22 protein-coding genes are annotated in these 21,075 nt (G+C 38.7%); 8 read left to right on the top strand and 14 right to left on the bottom strand.

The window, feature by feature from the left end; all coding sequences use genetic code 11:
* Window positions 1–2: 2 nt before the first annotated feature.
* From HPC41_RS03285 to surE, 5 genes are all read right to left on the bottom strand, one after another.
* Window positions 3–461 carry an SPOR domain-containing protein gene (locus HPC41_RS03285; protein ID WP_172392555.1) on the bottom strand — a complete coding sequence of 153 codons (459 nt, stop codon included), beginning with the start codon at window positions 459–461 and terminating at the stop codon, window positions 3–5.
* A gap of 20 nt (window positions 462–481) precedes the next feature.
* The gene (gene secA / locus HPC41_RS03280) at window positions 482–3,769 is read right to left on the bottom strand and encodes a preprotein translocase subunit SecA (RefSeq protein WP_172392554.1); all 3,288 of its coding nucleotides are present in this window, start codon (window positions 3,767–3,769) and stop codon (window positions 482–484) included.
* Window positions 3,770–4,086: 317 nt separating this feature from the next.
* Entirely contained in the window at window positions 4,087–4,956 is an 870-nt protein-coding gene (locus tag HPC41_RS03275; RefSeq protein WP_172392553.1) for a 1,4-dihydroxy-6-naphtoate synthase, read from the bottom strand.
* 80 nt (window positions 4,957–5,036) lie between these two features.
* Complete coding sequence (locus HPC41_RS03270) at window positions 5,037–5,297, bottom strand: hypothetical protein (protein WP_172392552.1); 261 nt, start codon at window positions 5,295–5,297, stop codon at window positions 5,037–5,039.
* A complete protein-coding gene (gene surE / locus HPC41_RS03265) occupies window positions 5,287–6,090 on the bottom strand; it encodes a 5'/3'-nucleotidase SurE (RefSeq protein ID WP_172392551.1) in 804 nt (267 codons plus the stop codon). Before surE ends, HPC41_RS03270 begins: the two co-directional genes overlap by 11 nt.
* Window positions 6,091–6,238: 148 nt before the next feature.
* On the opposite strand from surE, the gene kduI reads away from it, so the two are divergent.
* The 3 genes from kduI (at window position 6,239) to HPC41_RS03250 (ending at window position 9,074) form a co-directional block, all read left to right on the top strand.
* On the top strand, window positions 6,239–7,084 hold the full coding sequence (gene kduI, locus HPC41_RS03260; protein WP_172392550.1) for a 5-dehydro-4-deoxy-D-glucuronate isomerase: 846 nt from the start codon (window positions 6,239–6,241) through the stop codon (window positions 7,082–7,084).
* Window positions 7,085–7,179: 95 nt separating this feature from the next.
* Window positions 7,180–8,304: a DUF4861 family protein gene (locus tag HPC41_RS03255; protein ID WP_172392549.1), complete on the top strand. Its 1,125-nt coding sequence runs from the start codon at window positions 7,180–7,182 to the stop codon at window positions 8,302–8,304.
* 5 nt (window positions 8,305–8,309) lie between these two features.
* Window positions 8,310–9,074: an SDR family NAD(P)-dependent oxidoreductase gene (locus HPC41_RS03250; protein WP_172392587.1), complete on the top strand. Its 765-nt coding sequence runs from the start codon at window positions 8,310–8,312 to the stop codon at window positions 9,072–9,074.
* A gap of 28 nt (window positions 9,075–9,102) precedes the next feature.
* Here the strand turns inward: HPC41_RS03250 and HPC41_RS03245 are convergent, their stop codons facing one another.
* From HPC41_RS03245 to dnaN, 9 genes are all read right to left on the bottom strand, one after another.
* Entirely contained in the window at window positions 9,103–9,945 is an 843-nt protein-coding gene (locus tag HPC41_RS03245) for an SUMF1/EgtB/PvdO family nonheme iron enzyme (RefSeq protein ID WP_216660643.1), read from the bottom strand.
* Between the two features lie 33 nt (window positions 9,946–9,978).
* The gene (locus HPC41_RS03240) at window positions 9,979–10,734 is read right to left on the bottom strand and encodes a hypothetical protein (RefSeq protein WP_172392548.1); all 756 of its coding nucleotides are present in this window, start codon (window positions 10,732–10,734) and stop codon (window positions 9,979–9,981) included.
* A 242-nt stretch (window positions 10,735–10,976) separates the two neighbouring features.
* Window positions 10,977–11,552, bottom strand: a complete 576-nt coding sequence (gene nadD / locus HPC41_RS03235; RefSeq protein ID WP_172392547.1) for a nicotinate (nicotinamide) nucleotide adenylyltransferase — start codon at window positions 11,550–11,552, stop codon at window positions 10,977–10,979.
* 8 nt (window positions 11,553–11,560) lie between these two features.
* Window positions 11,561–12,130: a guanylate kinase gene (gene gmk / locus HPC41_RS03230; RefSeq protein WP_172392546.1), complete on the bottom strand. Its 570-nt coding sequence runs from the start codon at window positions 12,128–12,130 to the stop codon at window positions 11,561–11,563.
* 2 nt (window positions 12,131–12,132) lie between these two features.
* On the bottom strand, window positions 12,133–13,008 hold the full coding sequence (locus tag HPC41_RS03225; protein ID WP_172392545.1) for a YicC/YloC family endoribonuclease: 876 nt from the start codon (window positions 13,006–13,008) through the stop codon (window positions 12,133–12,135).
* 27 nt (window positions 13,009–13,035) lie between these two features.
* Window positions 13,036–13,608 carry a CAP domain-containing protein gene (locus HPC41_RS03220; protein WP_172392544.1) on the bottom strand — a complete coding sequence of 191 codons (573 nt, stop codon included), beginning with the start codon at window positions 13,606–13,608 and terminating at the stop codon, window positions 13,036–13,038.
* Between the two features lie 43 nt (window positions 13,609–13,651).
* The gene (locus HPC41_RS03215) at window positions 13,652–14,299 is read right to left on the bottom strand and encodes a DedA family protein (protein ID WP_172392543.1); all 648 of its coding nucleotides are present in this window, start codon (window positions 14,297–14,299) and stop codon (window positions 13,652–13,654) included.
* A gap of 24 nt (window positions 14,300–14,323) precedes the next feature.
* Window positions 14,324–14,986 carry a DedA family protein gene (locus tag HPC41_RS03210; protein WP_172392542.1) on the bottom strand — a complete coding sequence of 221 codons (663 nt, stop codon included), beginning with the start codon at window positions 14,984–14,986 and terminating at the stop codon, window positions 14,324–14,326.
* Window positions 14,987–15,000: 14 nt separating this feature from the next.
* Window positions 15,001–16,122: a DNA polymerase III subunit beta gene (gene dnaN / locus HPC41_RS03205; protein WP_172392541.1), complete on the bottom strand. Its 1,122-nt coding sequence runs from the start codon at window positions 16,120–16,122 to the stop codon at window positions 15,001–15,003.
* A gap of 209 nt (window positions 16,123–16,331) precedes the next feature.
* Between dnaN and HPC41_RS03200 the strand changes: the two genes are divergently transcribed.
* The 5 genes from HPC41_RS03200 (at window position 16,332) to HPC41_RS03180 (ending at window position 20,885) form a co-directional block, all read left to right on the top strand.
* Complete coding sequence (locus tag HPC41_RS03200; protein ID WP_172392540.1) at window positions 16,332–17,474, top strand: DNA polymerase III subunit; 1,143 nt, start codon at window positions 16,332–16,334, stop codon at window positions 17,472–17,474.
* A 10-nt stretch (window positions 17,475–17,484) separates the two neighbouring features.
* Window positions 17,485–18,867 (top strand): PSP1 domain-containing protein, encoded by a 1,383-nt coding sequence (locus HPC41_RS03195; RefSeq protein WP_172392539.1) that lies wholly within the window; start codon window positions 17,485–17,487, stop codon window positions 18,865–18,867.
* A 53-nt stretch (window positions 18,868–18,920) separates the two neighbouring features.
* Window positions 18,921–19,385, top strand: a complete 465-nt coding sequence (locus HPC41_RS03190; protein ID WP_172392538.1) for a gliding motility lipoprotein GldH — start codon at window positions 18,921–18,923, stop codon at window positions 19,383–19,385.
* Window positions 19,385–20,434, top strand: a complete 1,050-nt coding sequence (lpxK, locus tag HPC41_RS03185; protein WP_172392537.1) for a tetraacyldisaccharide 4'-kinase — start codon at window positions 19,385–19,387, stop codon at window positions 20,432–20,434. The genes HPC41_RS03190 and lpxK overlap by 1 nt, the downstream gene beginning before the upstream one ends.
* An 82-nt stretch (window positions 20,435–20,516) precedes the next feature.
* A complete protein-coding gene (locus HPC41_RS03180) occupies window positions 20,517–20,885 on the top strand; it encodes a hypothetical protein (protein WP_172392536.1) in 369 nt (122 codons plus the stop codon).
* The last annotated feature ends 190 nt before the right edge of the window (window positions 20,886–21,075 follow it).

Below are 21,075 nucleotides of genomic sequence, written 5' to 3'. Positions count from 1 at the left end.
ATTTATTGATAAACAAAAACGCTTTCTGAAAATACGAAAACGTTACTAAAATATTGACGCAGCTCACGCATAAACGCATTCGCTTCGGAACGACTTCTAAAGTCGCCCACCTTCACCCGATAATTTGGTTCATCATAAGTGATATAGGTATCAACATCTTTATACATTCCCCGAAAACGAGTTTGCTCCGAAAAAGCTTGGTTTCGACTGGATCCGGCAAAGATCTGGACGCGAAAGCCTCTCACCTTGACTCTTGTTGCCGCGGAACGTACAACAGGTTTAGAAGGTACTGTTGTGGTTTTGCTTTCGACAGGATTGATTCCCATTGCTGCCCTAAAATTCTGAAGCTGCGTAATCAAAGAATCTTTGGTTACAATAACTCCACCCTTTTCCTGTGCTTTTACATGAACGATCGTAAATAGCACAAGTGCATGTATGAAAATCAATCCTCTCTTCAGCATAGTTTAACCTTTCTTATCGATTAGTTATTTGCGCCGTGGCAATTTTTATATTTTTTACCAGAACCACAAGGACATTCGTCATTGCGTCCCACTGTATTCTCGTTACGAACAGGTTCTTTTGGACCATCATTTACATCTTCTTCACTAACACCTGTTGGTGAAACCAACTCTGCCTTGGTCTCAACTGTCTTTACAGGTGCTTGAGTCACTTGTCTAGCCTGTAATGAGGTTGTTTCTTGTCCGGGAATCTCACCTTTGAAAATAAAGCTCACGACATCCTTATTCATAACAGCTAACATAGATTTGAACAAGTTAAAGGCTTCCATTTTATAGATAATGATCGGATCCTTTTGTTCATAAACAGCATTTTGAACAGATTGTTTTAGATCATCCATCTCACGTAAATGTTCTTTCCATGCTTCGTCGATCAATGCCAATACAATTCCTTTTTCAAAGGATTTGAACACCTCTTTACCGTTGCTCTCAATCGCTTTTTTCAAATTTGCTGACACTTGAATACCACGGATACCATCTGTAAATGGAATCACCACATTTTCAACAATCTGACCACGTTCTGCAAACACATCATTCAATACCGGAACGGTCAAAGCACCGATAGCATCTATTTTGTGGTGATAAGCTCGGATTGTCTGATCAAAAAGACGATCTGTCAGCCCTTCGATTTTTCCTTGTGCAAACTCTTCAGCTGTGATTTCCGGTGTAATGGCAAAAATGCGGATGACTTCAATTTGGAAGTCCTCGTAATTGCCTTGCTCCTTCGCTTCAGCGACAATCTCTTCAGCAACGTCAAAGATCATGTTATTCAAATCCACATCCAAACGCTCGCCAAACAACGCATTTTTACGTTTAGAATAGATTACGGTACGCTGTGAATTCATCACGTCGTCATATTCCAATAGACGCTTACGAATTCCAAAGTTGTTCTCCTCAACCTTACGTTGTGCTCGTTCAATGGATTTGGTCAACATGCTATGTTGCATCACTTCACCTTCTTCAACACCCATTTTCACCATGATATTGGAGATTCTTTCAGAAGCAAACAAACGCATTAAGTTATCTTCTAGGGAAACGAAGAATTGTGATGATCCTGGATCTCCCTGACGACCTGCACGACCGCGTAACTGACGGTCAACACGACGAGATTCGTGCCGTTCTGTACCGATAATTGCAAGACCACCTGCATTTTTAACTTCTTCCGTCAATTTAATATCCGTACCACGACCAGCCATATTCGTCGCGATCGTCACTTGTCCCGGACGTCCGGCTTCAGCAACAATATCTGCTTCTTTTTGGTGAAGCTTCGCATTCAATACATTATGTCTGATCTTACGCAGTTGAAGCATCCGGCTCAAGAGCTCGGAAATTTCTACCGATGTTGTACCCACCAATACAGGACGCCCCTGTTCTGTCAGCCGTTGGATTTCCTCTGCTACTGCATTATATTTTTCACGTGCCGTACGATAAATCAGATCCTGACGGTCTTCCCGTTGGGCAACACGATTTGTAGGAATTTCTACAACATCCAATTTATAAATTTCCCAAAGTTCTCCGGCTTCGGTTGAAGCAGTACCGGTCATACCCGAAAGTTTGTGGTACATACGGAAGTAGTTCTGTAAAGTAATCGTCGCATAAGTTTGTGTCGCATCTTCGACTTTCACATTCTCTTTGGCCTCGATCGCTTGGTGTAAACCGTCTGAGTAGCGACGACCATCCATAATACGGCCGGTTTGCTCATCGACAATTTTCACTTTACCTTCATCCACGATGTATTCCACATCATTCTCAAACAAGGTATATGCTTTCAATAGCTGATTGATTGAATGGATACGATCAGCCTTGATCGAGTAATCACGCAATAAGTCTTCTTTCTGAGCTGCTTTTTCTTCCAAAGTCAACGAAGACTTTTCGATTTCTGCAATTTCAGTACCTACATCAGGTAAAATAAAGAATGAAGGATCTTCTCCTGTCGCTGTGATCAATTCAATACCTTTTTCTGTTAGTTCGACCTGATTGTTTTTCTCATCGATGACAAAATAAAGTTCTGCATCGACTTTAGGCATATTTTTATTTTGCTCTTGCATATAGTAGTTTTCTACTTTTTGCAAGATAGAACGATTGGCACCTTCACTCAAGAATTTGATTAACGCTTTGTTTTTAGGCAAACCTCTGTACGCTCTCAATAAAGCAAGACCACCCCCTTCAACATCAGAATCACCAGCAGCCAATGCTTTTTTAGCATCATTTAACACGGTATTGATATAAGCCTTTTGAACATGTACCAAACGCTCAATACGTGGTTTCAATTGATAGAATTCATGTTGATCGCCACGCGGGATCGGACCTGAAATAATCAATGGTGTACGGGCATCATCAATTAAAACCGAGTCAACCTCATCGACCATGGCAAAATGTAATTTACCTTGCACCAATGCATCAGGCGTCTGAACCATATTATCACGTAAATAGTCGAAACCAAATTCGTTGTTCGTACCATATACGATATCCGATTGGTAAGCTTTACGCCGTTGTGGTGAGTTTGGTTGGTGTTTGTCAATACAATCTACAGATAAACCGTGGAACTCAAATAGCGGTGCATTCCACTCCGAGTCACGACGGGCAAGGTAATCATTCACGGTTACGATATGTACCCCTTGTCCAGAAAGCGCATTTAGGTACGTTGGTAGTGTCCCTACCAAGGTTTTACCTTCACCCGTAGCCATCTCAGCAATTTTTCCACTATGTAAAACGATACCACCGATCAGCTGTACGTCATAGTGTACCATGTTCCAGGTTACTTCTGTACCAGCAGCCATCCATTTGTTTTTCCAAATGGCTTTATCACCATTAATAATAACGTTTGGTTTGTAAACAGCCAATTCTCTGTCAAAATCGCTAGCAGTAACTTCAAGTTCTTCATTTTCTGTCAAACGTCTTGAAGTTTCTTTAACCACAGCAAAGGCCTCTGGTAAAATATCATTCAAGACCTCTTCCAACTTCTTATCACGATCTTTGGACAATTTATCCACTTGTTCATAAATAGAAGTTTTCTTGGCCATATCGTCCTCATCCTGATCCGCTTCTGCTTTTAGCGTATCTATTTCTTGGTCAATATCTGCGAGGTAATTCTTAATTCTTTCTTTGAAGTCAGCGGTCTTGGCACGTAACTCGTCATTGGTTAGATTTGAAAGTTTATCATATTCAGCTTTGATTTGCTCTACAATAGGCTGAACCCCCTTGATATCTCTTTCGGATTTACTTCCAAATAATTTACTTAAAAACTTTAACATAATTTTTTTTCTATCTCAACTAAAGATTTTGTACAATAATGACTCCAAAGTAAAATTGCAGACAATTTGACACTAATCGGGCAAATTTAGTTATTAGATATGATATCTAACAGCTTACCACTATTTTTTTTACGTTATTTTTTTCAATGCGTTTCGTCCCTTATTCTCCGCTCCACTATTTACTGTACTCTTGCTATTTTACCATTATTATCCTTAGCACACGCTCTTGAAATCAAAAATAGCAATACTTAACTACAAACAGGCAGTGCTGTGAACGTGCGATCTATTTCTACCACTGCTAACTATTGGAACCGACGTTATGAAAGAAACAGTTTCTTATCCGAATGCGGGATAAAGCCCATTTCCTGCGCCTTTTGAAACATTTTAGTAATTGCATCACGCCCTTCATCGCCTAATTCAACCGAATATTTATTGACATAGAGCTCAATATGCTTATACATGACGTCTTCACTCATTTCCTGTGCGTGGCTACGGATAAACTCTAATCCCGACCTCGGATTAGCAAAGGCAAATTCAACACTTTGTTTTAAAATTGTGTTTAGCGTATCTTTTATTTCTTTTGGCAGTGATCGTTTTACGACAATCCCGCCTAGTGGAATCGGAAATTTTGTCGTACTTTCCCAATATTCTCCCAGATCGACGACTTTATACAATCCTTTCTCAGCATAAGTAAAACGATTTTCATGAATAATAAGTCCTAAATCAATTGAACCATCCAATAAGGCCCCTTCAATCTCCGAAAAAACCAGTTCTATTTTATTGGTTAATTCGGGAAATGCCAATCCCAATAGAAAATTCGCGGTTGTAAACTTACCGGGATATCCCACCTTTAACTTGTCATATTCGCCCAAACCCTCACCACTCTTTAACCTTTCCTGGAGAGCCTTAGCCAATTCTGCATCTTTGGTGATCAGCATCGGCCCCACACCAAAACCCAAAGCACTGCCCGCATCCAACAGCTCATAGTCTTCAACAGCATAAGCAAAAGCATGATAACTCAATTTGGTAATATCCAGCTCCGCCTGGAACGCTTTTAGATTCAAGGTTTCGACATCCTGATAGGCGACATCAAAATCTAACCCTTTGGTATCAATTTTATGATGAATCAAAGCATCAAAAATAAATGTATCATTTGGACAGGGAGAAAACCCTAATGTTAATTTCATTTTATTCCTCGTTTAAAAAATGAACGGTAAAAAACTTGTAGCTAACCTTCGCTGTAGCGCCCGGATATTTACATTTTGTTTTATACAGTCACTTTGTGTGTTATTAGATAAAGTACCATGGCTAAAAAAGTCACCACGATAATCCCTTTCCCTACTTGATCATTTCCTGAGCGGTACGCAAACCTTAAAAAAATCAAATTGATCAATACGGCAATGGTATATGTTGCCATTGGCTTCTCGGGCAGAAAATGAAGTTCAAGATCGGTGAAACGTACCAACAAAAATGCCAGTAAAGGAAAGACAGTTCCTCCGCTCAAACCTATCCAAATATTATTTTTCACCTTTACTATGTGTGCCAGCCAAATGATCAAAACTCCATGAATTTAATTCCGGAATAGCATGATGCGCAGTCATATCGAATTGCGTAGGGACAACCGATACATAACCATTTGCCAATGCATAACTATCCGTATCTTCGCCACGATCCTGTAAGACAAACTTTCCCGTAGTCCAATAATAATCACGATTATGCGGGTCTATACGCTCATCAAACTCCTCTACCCAATGACCTCCAGCTTGCCTGCAGATCTTAATGCCTTTAAATCCCTGTGTTTGCGGAAAATTGACATTAAGCAAGGTATTTTTGGGTAGGCCATTGGCCAAAACTTGTTCTGTAATGGAAATCACGTAAGGCCTGCAATAGCTGAAGTCGGCATCATGAGAAAAATTATCCAGCGAAAAACCGACAGAAGGTATTCCCTCGATCGCACCTTCGACCGCAGCGGACATTGTTCCTGAATACAGCACATTGATAGAATTATTGAGTCCATGATTTATACCAGACACACAGATATCCGGTTTCTGCCCTTTGAAAACTTTATTAACAGCAAGCTTGACACAATCTACTGGTGTTCCCGAACATTGATACATTTCAACACCTTCATAGAGGTTGATCTTATCTAATCGCAGTGGTCTACCAAGCGTGATTGCATGCCCCATCCCCGATTGGGCGGAATCTGGCGCTACGACAACCACATTTCCAATTTTTTGCATTTCTTCCAACAGCACCTTAATTCCAGGAGCTGTAATACCATCATCATTAACAACTAAAATATTCGGTTTTTTCTTTACCATATACGAAGTTAGCAAATCTGAAAAATAAAAACCTCAAGAATTTTGTCTCGATAGATCATTTATCCAAGTACGACATCGTTTGCGTAAGATTCTATCGCTTTTGATAAATATTAGCCCTAAATTTAGCTTTCAAATAAATCATTCAGTTATGAGCATTAATTTTGAATCCCGCTATGCAATCGGGCCTAAAGAATACAAAACGTTAGATACACAAGGATTAAGAGATAATTTTCTAATCGAAAAAGTTTTTGAAACTGATAAAATTAACTTTGTCTACACACACTATGATCGTTACATGGCTGGTGGTGCAATGCCCGTAAATTCGAAAATCAAATTAGAAACAATCCCTGAATTATTAAAAGAACCTTACTTTCTTTCGAGAAGAGAATTAGGTATTATCAATGTCGGTGGCAATGGTCAGGTGGAAGTAGATGGAACATTGTATGAACTTAAAACCAAAGAAGCACTTTACATCGGGCAAGGCGCAAAAGATATCTATTTCTCGAGTCGGGATAATTCAAATCCGGCAAAATTTTATTTAAACTCAACCCCAGCTCACCATAGTTATCCCACAAAAAAGGTAACCAAGGAAGATGCTAATAAAATAGAATTAGGATCACTGGAAACAGCCAATCACCGTACCATCAACCAAATGTTATTGAATAAAGTTGTACAGACTTGTCAATTACAGATGGGTATGACGGAATTAAAACCGGGATCCGTTTGGAATACCATGCCATCGCATACACATGACCGTCGTATGGAGGTTTATTTTTACTTTGAATTGCCAGAAGGTCAGGCAGTATCTCATTTTATGGGCCCCATAGACGAAACGCGTCATCTCTGGATGCATAATGATCAAGCGGTCATTTCTCCGCCTTGGTCAATTCACTCGGGGGCAGGAACATCCAACTATACGTTTATCTGGGGTATGGCAGGTGAAAACCTTGACTACGATGACATGGACAAATGTGCTATCACTGAGCTTAAGTAGTATTTAGATATTAGATGATAGATTTGAGATATTAGTTGGTCAAGCCTCCGCTTACAAATGCTGTCTTTAATCTTTTTTCTTTAATTCGTTATCAAATGAAAAGAACATTTATATTAAGTTTAGCGCTGGGGATTTCAAGTATCGCCTTTGCCCAAAATAATAAGACGATCACAATAAATAATCCTTCAGGGGTAACTAGAACAGAGCTGATCAGTATTCCTTATGCAACATTCGAAAAACATTTCGAACTGAAGAAAAATGTCTTTACGATTGTTGATAACAAGAATAAAGGGGAACTGGCTTACCAATTGGAAAAATTAGGACAGCCAACACCTCAAAATGTGCTGATACAAGTCTCCATTGCACCTAAAAGCGCTTTAACTTTTGGCGTAACCGGAAATAATCCTCAAGCCGTTACGTCCAGGGCATATGCACGTTACGTCCCTGAACGTAAGGATGACTTTGCCTGGGAAAATGACATTGCCGCATTCAGAGCCTATGGAAAAGCTTTGGAAGGCAGCTCTGAGGATGCCCAGGGATTTGATTTTTGGGCTAAACGTAGTAACGATCTCGTTATTGACGAATGGTATAAAACAGGAGATTACCATGCCGATCATGGAAAAGGTTTAGATTATTATTCCGTAGGTCAGACTCTAGGAGTAGGAGATGCAACTCCATTTATTGACCAGGAGGTCACCTATCACAAACATTATCGTCAATACAAAGTACTGGATAACGGTCCTTTACGCACTACATTTAAGCTTATCTATGAGCCAGAAAATGTAAAGGGACAGCATATACAAGTTGAAAAGACAGTCTCTCTGGATGCGGGAAGCCAGCTGAACAAAATAAGTTATGCAATCAAAAATACTACTTCAGGCAGTACAGCTGTAGTCGTTGGTCTTGCCAAACGTAAAGAGGATAAACCGCAGCTCTTAAACGATCCCAAAAATGGTATTTTGGCCTATTGGGAGCCTGCTGAAGGAGATAAAATCACCGGAACAGCAGTGATCCTACCCAAAGTAAAATATGAATTCAAAGATAGTCCAAAACAGTTTTTATTGGCTACTACCGTCAAAAATAACAGCCCTTTGATCTATTTTGCGGGAGCAGCATTCAATAAAGCAGGTAAAATAACCAGTTTTGATCAATGGCAATCCTATATCAAAGAATTCAGAAATAACTTAAATCAACCATTAACGATAAAATACGCAAAATAATGTCTATACTGCAATCTTTTGATCTGACCGGAAAGGTCGCTTTGGTAACAGGCTGTAAAAGGGGAATAGGTAAGGCTATAGCGGAAGCATTAGCGGAAGCGGGAGCGGATATCATCGGTGTTTCGGCGTCGTTGGAGGCAACAGGTTCCGCAGTGGAAAGATCTATCCAAGCGTTAGGCCGCAACTTTTATGCTTATCAATGTGATTTTTCAAAAAGAACAGAATTATATAAGTTTATTGAAAAAGTAAAATCGGAGCATCCGACGATAGATATCCTATTCAACAACGCCGGAAATATCCTTCGTAAACCGGCCGCGGAACACCCTGACGAATATTGGGATGAAATCATTGAAATTAATCAGAATGCTCAATTCATTCTGACAAGGGAAATTGGAAAAGATATGATTTCACGTGGAACTGGTAAAATCGTATTCACGGCATCGTTATTGACTTTTCAAGGCGGTATCAATGTTCCGGGATATGCTGCATCCAAAGGTGCAATAGGATCATTGGTCAAAGCTTTTGCAAATGAATGGGCTGCTAAAGGAGTCAATGTAAATGGTTTTGCGCCGGGCTATATCGCAACGGATAATACGGAAGCACTGCGAGAGGATCCCGAACGCTCGAAATCCATCTTGGACCGTATCCCCGCAGGACGCTGGGGTACTCCGGAAGACTTTAAAGGACCGGCGGTGTTCCTTGCTTCAAAAGCAGCAGATTATGTACACGGTACCATTCTTACTGTCGACGGCGGCTGGATGGGAAGATAAAAAATCAACCTTTTAAGATTAGTTTGTTTTAAAAGTCTTTATCCTGCGGGGTAAAGGCTTTTTTTACGACCCTAACCCCAAGATTGCTGAATGAGGCACTCGGACTGACAGAGCCAATATAAACCGTGTTGAATGCCGAACAGCTATTTTTACTGCACCACCATGAACCACCTCTTGCATGAGCCACATCGCGCTCCCCATCCCTATTTAGTTTGCCCATGCAAAATTCAAATACATTACCAAATACATCATAAAGCCCCCATGGATTCGGTTTAAAAGTCCCTACCGGAGAAGTATACATATAACCATCTGAATAGTCTGCTTTAAGATGATCTTTACCATGCCATATATTGGCATATTGTCCGATATTTTCTTTATTCACCCCTTCAAAATAACGGCCATCATTACCGGCTCGCGCAGCGACCTCCCACTCCTCAATAGTCGGTAATCTACAATCGGCCCAGGCACAATAGGCCAATACATCTTTAAAAGAAATGCAGGTGACAGGATGATCCATTTTGTCTGCTATACCACCACGGCTTATTCCATTTGGAAAGCGCCAATAAGCAGTGCTATCTTGCAGCCACCTGAACTCCGCAAGCCCGGGCTCAAATACCATTGCATTATGATATCGTTCCGCCATAGTCCGATAATTCGTTGCCAGGACAAATTTTTCAAATTCAGCGTTCGTCAGCTCATAGGGAGCAATCCAAAACAATGTGATATGCACCGTTCTTCTCGGATTATCCAAACTCATCGTATCACCCAATTGATAGTCTCCCCCGGGAATTAAAATATATCCCTCCTCCTGTCCCGCTAGCGATAAAAAGTTTGATAAAAAAAAGAGCAATATGTATAATGCTTTCCTCACTGATATTGACGTTTTTTATAGCAAGCCCCTAATTTATTCACCTTTTTTCTCATTGTAATATCCCATTGCTCTACGATATATCAATGCTTCATTCTCTTTATTATAGTCTAAATAGGAATAATAATTACTCATCTCGCCATATAACTTTTTGAAGGATGTAGACTGCATAAATTCGCTATACTCACCACGTTTCATCAGTAACAGCAATAAAGTCAATGCATCCTTATCTTTAGGGGTTTTCTTTGCATATTCAATGATAAATGGAATCATTTGCCAGCCATTAATCTGTTCGATCGTCTCTTTGTAATTCACGCCCATTCGTTTGCTTCTCAGAACAGATTCCTGGATTAGTTTCATGACCGAATCTCTGTTTTCCTGCAGAAAATCAATCTGCCTTTCTGACCACCAGGCTTCATTAAAACCTCCGAGCAACTTGCCAAATATTTTTTTGTCGATAGCCTTCTGATTTTCTGGTATATCGCAATTTTGTGCATACACCTCAGCATGAATCATGGTATAAGTAAATTTTTCACGTAAATTTAAATTCTTAAAATCCGTCGCTGAGAGTGCCAGTAAACCAGTATCTGTACCATCTTTATCTTCTACCGGCGACAACTTTGCGATCATTGCTTTCACCTTTGCCAAACCATATGGAGGTATGGTCATCTTTGTCCGGAATTCAATAGCAACGGGGTCCATAAAGTAATCACTTCCCTCCTCACTTTCTGCCTGTGCAAAGGCATAAGTCCAGCTACTTAGGCAGATAAATAATAAAATTAAACTTCTCATAAAGTATACATAATTCTTTTAAAATTAAAAAAATTATTCTTACTTAAACAACGCTATTTGTTAAATCTAAAAACCACAGCTCCTTTAACCTTCGATAAACGGCAGTACACATTCATATCGAAACTGATAGGTATCACTCCCAAAAAAAGGTAAGCATCCCGTTTATTTTGCAGGGACATAAAAACAAAAATCCCTGAATCTCATATAAAATTCAGGGATTAATTTTTATTGTGATATGCTCTTTAGGAATAAAGTCCTTTTTTATCTATAAAATCAATCACTTTTTGAGGTGTGAAAAACTGAATATTTTTGTTTTCTTTGATTGCCTTTCGTAAAAAAGTAGAAGAAAGCTCCATCAAGGGCGTATCTGTCATGGTTATGGAGGGATGTCCCTTTAACCTTCCCCCACTATAGCCCGGACGCGGATAAACGTAAATATGGTAATCGCGCAAAATAATCTCTGCATTTTTCCATTTTTCCAATGACTCCAAGATATCTTCTCCCATCAAAAGCACAAATTCTCTAGCTGGATATTTTTCCTTCAGATGCGTTAAGGTGTCTATGGTATAGGATGGTATGGGCAAATGAAATTCAATATCACTTACACGCAAATGTTCGCAATCCTCCACCGCTAGGTTTAGCATTTCCAAACGATCATAGGGATCCGCTAAAGTTGATTTTTTCTTAAATGGATTCTGTGGAGATACCACAAACCATACTTCATCCAGCCCTGTAAAATTGGCCATGTAATTTGCTATAATCAAATGCCCAACATGCACGGGATTAAAAGAGCCAAAAAACAAACCAATCTTTTTCATTCAATTCGTTATTTATTGATGAAACCCATTACAATTTCTTCAGCTTCGGCACAAGCCGTCGCCAGATCAAAATTGTTCAAGATCACATCAAATTTATTCGCGTAGGTAAGTTCCAACTTCGCTTTGGCAAATCTTTCCTGCAATTTTTCCTCCGAATCTGTGCCACGTCCGGTTAAACGTTCTTTAAGCACCTCTAATGAAGGTGGTTGTACAAATATAGAGATTGCCTGTTCTGGAAATTTAGATTTCAGGCGCAATCCTCCGACGACATCAATATCGAAAATAACATTTTTACCTTCTTTCCAGATGCGTTCGATTTCGGAACGCAAAGTACCATAAAATGTACCCGAATAGACCTCCTCAAATTCGATAAACTCCTGTTTGGCAACTTTATGCAAAAATTCTTCTTTGGACATAAAGTAGTAGTCTTTTCCATCGACTTCCTGCCCTCTTGGATCGCGGGTACTCGCAGAAATAGAAAATTCTATTTTATCCCCATGTTTACTTAATAGATCTCTTACTATAGTTGTTTTTCCTGCTCCTGATGGTGCCGAGAAAATAATTAATTTACCGCTCATCCTTATAATACGTTGAGCAACTGCTCTTTTATTTTTTCTAATTCTTCTTTCATTCTAACCACGATCTGTTGTATACCGGCATGATTAGCTTTGGATCCCAAGGTATTGATTTCACGGCCCATCTCTTGAGAGATAAACCCTAATTTCTTACCATTGGAGTCGGCAGAATCAAAGGCTTTCAGAAAATAATTGCAGTGGGAACGCAACCTAACTTTCTCTTCAGTGACATCTAATTTGTCTATATAGTAAACAAGCTCCTGTTCAAAACGATTCTGATCTACGTTCTCTTTACCCACACTATCATTGAGAAATTGCTCTATACGCTGTCTGATCAATGGGATACGCTCAACTTCCAGATCTTCCACCTCACTCAAATAAGTCAAAATTAGCTCAGCTCGCTTTTTTAGATCTTGAGCCAATACATTTCCTTCGTCCTCACGAAATGTATTGAAATGTTTAACCGCATCATAAAAAGCATCCATCAATACGCTGGATTCTTCATCATCAACGGTATCATCATTGTTGGTGACAACTTCGGGCATATTTAACGCCAATTCGAATAGATTGACATTCGTATCATTTAGCTCATTTGCGATCTGCTGCAATTGACCATAATATTTTTTCAGTAAATCAGCGTTGATCGATGAGGCCTTGGCTGTTTGGTCAGTATATTCTACGGTTACGTTCAAATTAACTTTGCCGCGTTCAATAAGCTTACTGCACTCTGTGCGCAAGGTCAATTCTTTGTCCGAAACGACTTTGGGCAGACGAAGATTTAATTCAAGGAATTTTGAATTTAAGGACTTTATTTCGACACTATATTTGACTTTACCGTTCTCTTGGGAAGCCGTGCCATATCCTGTCATGGATTTTATCATATGCAAAGGTATGATTTTTCATTTTCTTTACCAATCATGCTTTGCAATAATAACAACGAGATAGCTTTCATAAGGTTTGGCCCCCCTGCACTTCACATATCCGATCCCAATATCATACAGCGACCCGTTCCATTGATCCATCCCGAGCAGATGCGTACGATGATGATAACCGGGCGCTTCTTTTCCGATGATCAATGCTTTTATAGCATCGGTCGCGCTGGCGCGATTAGCAGCAATGGATTCAAAATTATTAGCATTCCTTTTTTTTACCCAGGACTGATTTAAATGATATCCGGCTTCTTCAATAAAATAATTGGGACCATAGCCCTCCGGAGAGACGTGATCAAAATAACCGCGTTTTGCCATATCCTTAGCCCGGTATTCCGCTACTTCGGCAAGCTGTTTGTTCCAATTAAGCTTTGTTCGGGTAATCTTATGGAGATTAAATAGCTTCAGTTCCCTTTTATATTTTTCGGGATTTGTTCGAATTTTGTTCAACAGTTCGTAAGCTTCTTTTGCTTGACCACGATCTACAATGGCACGCTGTGCCCAAGCTAGCTGTGTGACGAATAAGGTAAATGTTAAAATGAAATATTTCATATCAATCCTTTAACCTTAAAAGACTGATTTTAGTATTTGACGTTTAATCTTTTTTTGACCTTTTAACCATCAAAAACTGTATCACCATGGGTGTTAAGCTAATAAATATGATCGCCAATACAACTAATGAAAAGTTATGTCTGAAATAGGGAATCTGTCCAAAAAAGTAGCCGCCCAGGATAAATAAGGATACCCACAGAATACCACCCATTATATTATACTTACCAAAAATAGTATATGGCATTTTTCCGACACCTGCCACAAAAGGAGCAAAAGTTCGGACAATAGGGACAAAACGCGCATAAACAATGGTTTTAGTACCATATTTAGCATAGAAATCCTGCGTCTTCCGAAGATAAGATGGTTTAAAAATTTTTGATTCAGGTTTAAAAACCCTGGCTCCAAAATACTTGCCGATCTCATAATTAACAAAATCACCTGAAATCGCTGCGCATATCAAAATAAATAAGAAAAGTGATAATGATAGATTACTTTCAGGACGGGAAATAATGGCACCTAAAGCAAATAAAACTGAATCTCCTGGAAGAAATGGCGTCACAACAAATCCTGTTTCGGCAAAGACAATCAGAAACAGAATCAAGTAAGTCCAGCCGGCATAGGTATTGACGATCTGTATCAGGTGTTGATCAATATGCAGGATAAAATCGACCAGTTGAGAAACGACTTCCATAGGCAATAAATCAAAAAGGGAATCCTATTGGACCCCCTTTTTAGTTTTTATTTTCTCTTTAACCAATTCAAATATGATAGGTAATACCGATATGAAAATGATCAGCAGTACCACTTTAGAAAAATTATCTCTAATAATTGGGATATTGCCCAAAAAATAGCCCGCTAATGTAATACCTCCTACCCATAATATTGCTCCAACAACATTGTAAGTAATGAAAGTACCATAATTCATCTTTCCGATACCACCAACAAATGGTGCTAAAGTACGTACAATAGGGACAAAACGAGCAATTACAATTGTTTTACTGCCATACTTTTCATAAAAAGCGTGTGTTTTGGCAATCTGCTCATCCTTGACAACCTGTTTGCCAAAAAGCTTGAATTTTGTCAATCGCATCCCAAAATGCTTTCCGATGGAATAGTTAAGAGAGTCGCCTGATATTGCAGCAATCAGCAGAATCAATATCATTAACCAAACATTCAATTCATTTGGTTGCGCGGCAAGCATTCCCCCAGCAAACAATAAGGAATCTCCTGGTAAGAAAGGCATGACAACCACCCCTGTTTCAACAAAAATAATGAGAAACAAAATAAGGTATGTCCACAACTGATAGTCATTGACAATTTCAACCAAATGTTTATCAATATGGAGAATAAAGTCAATAAGGTGTGTAATTATTTCCAAAACCGATCAGAAGATTAAGCGTTATTCAACATCACTGGCATAACCAACATCAAAATATCTTCATGATCTTCAGAAGTTGCAGGAATCAATAAACCAGCACGATTTGGTGTACTCATTTCGATAACGACCTCTTCACTTTCAAGGTTGTTTAACATCTCAACCAGAAACTTGGCATTAAAACCTATTTCCATATCATCCCCTTCAAATTGACAAGACAAGCGTTCATGTGCTTCATTGGAAAAATCGAGATCTTCAGCTGAGATATTCAATTCGCTACCTGATATCTTCAACCGTACTTGATGTGTTGTTTTATTAGCGAAAATGACAACCCTTCTTAATGTATTTAAGAAAAGTAATCTATCAACCGTCAGTTTATTTGGATTGACCTGAGGAATTACAGCAGCATAATCAGGATAACGCTCATCGATCAAACGACAGATCAAATTGATATTGCCAAAGCTAAAAAATGCATTGGTCTGATTATATTCAATTGATACAGCTGTATCATCCGAAGGTAGTGACGATTTTAGTAGAGAAAGTGCCTTCTTAGGTAAAATAAGTGAAGCCGGTTTTTCAGCACTGATATCCGACCTAGTGTAACGGACCAATTTATGTGCATCTGTGGAAACAAAAGTCACATTTTTCTCAGCCAATTGAACTAAAACCCCAGACATCGCCGGTCTTAATTCATCATTGCTTACCGCAAAGATAGTCTTGCTGATAGCTTCCGAAAGTACTGGAGCCGGCATTTGGATAATAGACCCATTATCAATTGAAGGAATTTTAGGAAAATCATCTGCATTTTCTCCACTCAATTTATATTTACCATCACCGGCGCTGATCTCAATAGCCAATGTATTCATGTCTACTGAAAAAGCAACAGGCTGATCGGGGAGAGTTTTTAATGTTTCTATCAAGATCTTCGAAGGCATAGCTACTCTTCCTTCTTCTTTTGCCTCAATCGGTAAAGAAGTAACCATACTTGTCTGCAGATCTGTAGCAGAAATAGTCAAGTTATTGTCTTTTATTTCAAAAAGAAAGTTTTCCAGAATTGGTAAAACAGTACTTGTACTAGATGCTCCATTGATAGCTTGTAACTGCTTTAATAAAATTGATGTTGATACAATGAATCTCATTTCCTAATTACTAATTATTATGTGCAATAATACACAAATTAATCAATATTTTTCCGTTTTGTAAACGCCTTTCTTTCCACATACAAAGATTTATAGCACTTAATTAAGCAATTGTATTTCAATTAATAAGCACGCTTTCAAAAGTATAGAAAACAAATACGCCCTGATAAATCACAATATTTATTACATTTGTATAATAGCAATAGTGTATGCAGTTTAAAGATATCATTGGGCATAAAGACATCAAAGAACATCTTGTTCATACGGTTCATGAAAACCGTGTGAGCCATGCACAATTATTTTTGGGCCCAGAGGGCTCAGGAAGCCTTGCGCTGGCATATGCCTATGCCCAATTTCTAAACTGTGAAAATAAACACGCTACGGATAGTTGCGGCGAATGTCCATCTTGTCGAAAATATAGCAAGCTGATTCATCCAGATTTGCACATGTCTTATCCGTTTATAGCCAAACACAAAGAAGATACAGCAGCTGACTACGCTGAAAGCTGGCGAAAGTCCTTTTTAACCAATCCTTACATGGGATTGGAATACTGGCGAAATCAGTTGGACGCGGATAATAAACAGGTTAATATTAATATTGCCGAAGCACATGGTATCATCAAGAAATTGAGCCTTAAAGCTTTTGAGGCTGAATATAAAGTTTTGATCATGTGGTTGCCCGAATACTTGGATACCCAAGGCAACGCTTTATTAAAATTGATTGAAGAGCCACCCGAAAAAACCTTATTTATTCTTGTTGCAGAAAATCAAGATAAAATTTTAAATACCATTATTTCACGGACACAGTTGGTCAAAATAAAAAAATTAGACCATGCTGAAGTCGCACAATATTTGAAAACAACGCATCAACTTTCTGATCAGGAAGCATCCGAAATAGCTTTTATAGCAGATGGAAACTTGCAGGAAGCACTTAATCAACTAAGTACACAGACGAATAACCATTTTGGAATTTTAGTTAACTGGCTGCGATTTATCGTATCAGATGCTGGCACAAATATGATCTCTTTAGTGGAAGAGGATTTATCCAAAATGGGTCGTGAAAATCAGAAAAGCTTTCTTTTTTATGCAATCAGCATGATGCGACAGATTATTTTAATTAAGGAAGGCCTCTCCAGTCTTGTATTTTTACCTGTAAAAGAATTGGATTTTGTCCAAAAATTTGCAGTACATTACACAGTAGAACAAATTGAAGCAACAATAAATCTATTTGAGGAAACGCACTATTTTGTAGAAAGAAATGCAAATCCCAAAATATTATTTTTAGATTTATCTTTGCAGTTAACATTAATATACAAATACAAAACGTTTCCGAAAGGAACTCAATATATATAAATAGAAAACTATGGGATGTGGCAGTTGCTCATCCGGCGGAGGTTGCGGTACTACCACGGCAAGTGGAACACCGGCAGGATGCCAAAATAATGGCTCTTGCATGACTAGCGGATGTAATAAATTAGATGTATATGACTGGCTTTCCGATATGGATATGCCATCAAACTATAAACCATTCAATATCGTAGAAATACGATTCAAGGGATCTCGAAAAGATTTCTTTATTAATGTAGACAACCTATACCTTGAGATGGGAGAAATGGTCGTTGTAGAGCCCTCAACGGGAGGATATGACGTTGGCCACGTTTCTTTGACGGGTGAATTGGTTCGGCTGCAATTGAAAAAGAACAATGTTACCGCAGAATCGGTCACAAAAAAGATCTATCGGAAGCCAAATGAAGTGGATGTAGAAAAGTATAATGCAGCAAAAGATCTTGAATGGGAAACCATGCATAAAGCACGTAAACTTGCTTTGGATCTAGGCTTATCAATGAAAATTTCTGATGTAGACTATCAGGGCGATAAAACAAAAGCGACGTTTTATTATACCGCTGAAGGCCGTGTGGATTTTCGTGAATTGATCAAGAAAATGGCCGAAGCATTCCGTATACGGATCGAAATGCGCCAGATTGGTATGCGCCAGGAGGCAAGCCGTCTTGGCGGTATCGGATCCTGTGGCCGTGAGCTTTGTTGCTCTACCTGGCTGACGGATTTTAAAACCGTATCCACCTCAGCAGCGCGCTATCAGAATCTATCGTTGAATACGTTAAAGCTCGCAGGGCAATGTGGTAAATTGAAATGCTGTCTCAATTACGAATTGGATAGTTATATGGATGCGCTGAAAGATATTCCTAACAATATTGACCGTATTGAAACACTTAAAGGTGTAGCCTATCTTCAAAAAACCGATATCTTCAAAAAAATGATGTGGTTTTCTTTCCCAGGGGCAGAAAATTGGATTGCAATGCCGGTTCAACAAGTCAAAGAACTTGTCGAAATGAATAAGCAGGGCATTAAACCAGAAGCCATATCAAGCGTAATAGAAACCGAAGATATCCGGGAAGAAAAAATTGTCAATTACGACTACGAAAATGTAGTCGGCCAAGATAGCTTAACACGCCTGGATGACCGGAACAAAAGAAAGAAAAAACGGAAAACAAAGGGCAATAATCCCAAACCGGAAAATAAAGCTGGTCAGAAAAATGATAAAGCTGAACAAAATCCACCAAAACAGGCGGTAGCTAAACAGCAGAGCAATCCAGACAGTACAGGTACGGCAACGGCAGGCAAAGAAAATAAAGAAGGTCAAAATAATAGACCAAAAAAACGCTTTAATCGGCATAGAAATAAAAACAGAGGCAACAATAACAATACTGCCTCAAAACCAGAATAAAACGAATATGCCTAATTTTAAAATGTTAGGCATATTCTATTTATAGATTTAAAATGAAAATAAAGGCTTTTCTTTTTGGAACTTTATGTATCGGTTTATGGGCATCTTGCGACCAGACCGCTATTTTAAATGAGAATAAACCAATCGAAAATAAGACTTGGTTATACACCTCGCGTCCAAGTTTTCAATTTCATATCAGTGATAACACGAAGAAATACGATGTATTTATGGATGTACGCCATACACCTGAATATACTTTTTCTAATCTCTTTGTGTTGATTTACCAACAGGCCCCTAATAAGAAAACACTTACTTTCCGTAAGGAAATTAAATTAGCAAAATCCGATGGGAAGTGGTCCGGAAAATCATCAGGTAGTCTTTACAATCAACAAGCTATCATCCATAAAGATTATGTATTTCCAGACACTGGGTTGTATATGATATCCATTGAACAGAACATGCGGGAAAATCCATTGCAGGAAATTACAGATGTTGGCTTGACAGTAATACCAAAGTAATGTGGACCTTTTTACGATATTTCCTCCTTCCTTTTTCCCTGATCTATGCTGTAGTCGTATGGTTAAGAAATCGGCTCTATGATTTTCACATACTACCGGTTCGATCTTTCGATATACCTACCATTGTCATTGGCAACTTAGCGGTTGGTGGTACGGGAAAAAGTCCTATGACCGAATTTGTTGTCTCCTATCTTAGCGACAAGTATAATGTCGCAATCCTCAGCAGGGGCTATGGTCGAAACACGAAAGGATTCCGAATGGTGGAGACAGATTCTTTAGCGCTAGATGTGGGCGATGAGCCATTACAGTTCAAAAACAAGCTTCCAAATGTTACCGTAGCCGTATGTGAAGATCGATCTACAGGCATAGAAAAACTACAGGCAGATCATCAGCTTATTATCTTGGATGATGCCTATCAACATCGAAAATTATCGCCTTTATTTAATATACTCTTATTCGATTTTCGATCTTTTTCACAACCTATGATTGTATTTCCTGCGGGAAATTTCAGGGACTTACTTATTGAATCTAAACGGGCGCAAATCATTGTCATTACAAAGTGTCCAGTCAATATTTCTGATAAACACAAGGTTGATATTGAGAAAAAACTGCGCCGGTATAACAAAAAAGCCCTAATTGCATTTAGCCATATAACCTATTTCGAACCAGTTAATAGTGATGGAAAACATATTGATATCGAAGGTAAAGATATCGTTTTAGTGACAGGGATTGCCAAACCGCAGCCATTAGCAGACTATATTATCAAAAAAGCAAAGTCAGTCCGCCATATTTCTTTTCGGGATCACCATACATTTACCGACGCAGAAATTGACCGTATCATTAAAACATTCCAATCCCTAAATAGTACCAATAAAATAATATTGACCACGGAGAAGGACTATCAGCGGCTAAAACCATATAAAGCACTATTCGATACAATAGAACTCGTTTACCTGCCGATAGGGTTTAAATTTAATGATTTACAGCAAAGTATTCAATTTTGTAATATTTTAAGTGATACAGTCGCATTAAGTGTTAATCAACCTTAAATTTTGTTAAGGACTACTATTTTCGTAAACTTTTTCGTCAAATTTATATTCAATAAGGAAAATAAACTTAAAACATAAAACGATGAAAAAGAAAACTTTAATGGTAATAAGTAGCCTATTTTTGGCGACAACCGTAGCCTTTGCGCAGCAGCGTCAACAACGTAGCCCCGAAGAACAGGCGAAGATGCGTGTAGAACACTTGGACAAATTACTTACACTTAATCAAGTACAAAAAGATTCCATCTATAATCTTACATTAGCCAATGCCCAACAGCGCGCAACACTAAAAAATGATGGTGGCGACCGAAAAGCCAATATGGAAAAAATTAAACAACTCCAAGAAGCGCAGGCAACTAAAATAAAATCTTGGCTCACTCCAGATCAAGTCAAATTATTTGATGAGCAGCAAGAAAAAATGAGGGATAGAATGTCTAAACGTTCAGCAAACTAGTTTGCATGAATAGGTCGGATAGAAATAACCGACCTTTTTTATGGATTTATCAATTAAAATATGCACTGGCTATTAATCTCCATAACATATCCATAATGTTGCATGACCATAGACATCCATATTAAGCCTTGTAAGCGCATTTCTCCGGGCCAATCGACCATTGATTCCTCTTATCTGTCATCTATACTTG

Origin of the sequence: Sphingobacterium prati, from assembly GCF_013167215.1 — a bacterium.
Classification (GTDB): Bacteria; Bacteroidota; Bacteroidia; order Sphingobacteriales; family Sphingobacteriaceae; genus Sphingobacterium; species Sphingobacterium prati.
Note: the sequence above shows the minus strand (reverse complement) of the source record. Positions and strands in the feature narration are given on the sequence as shown.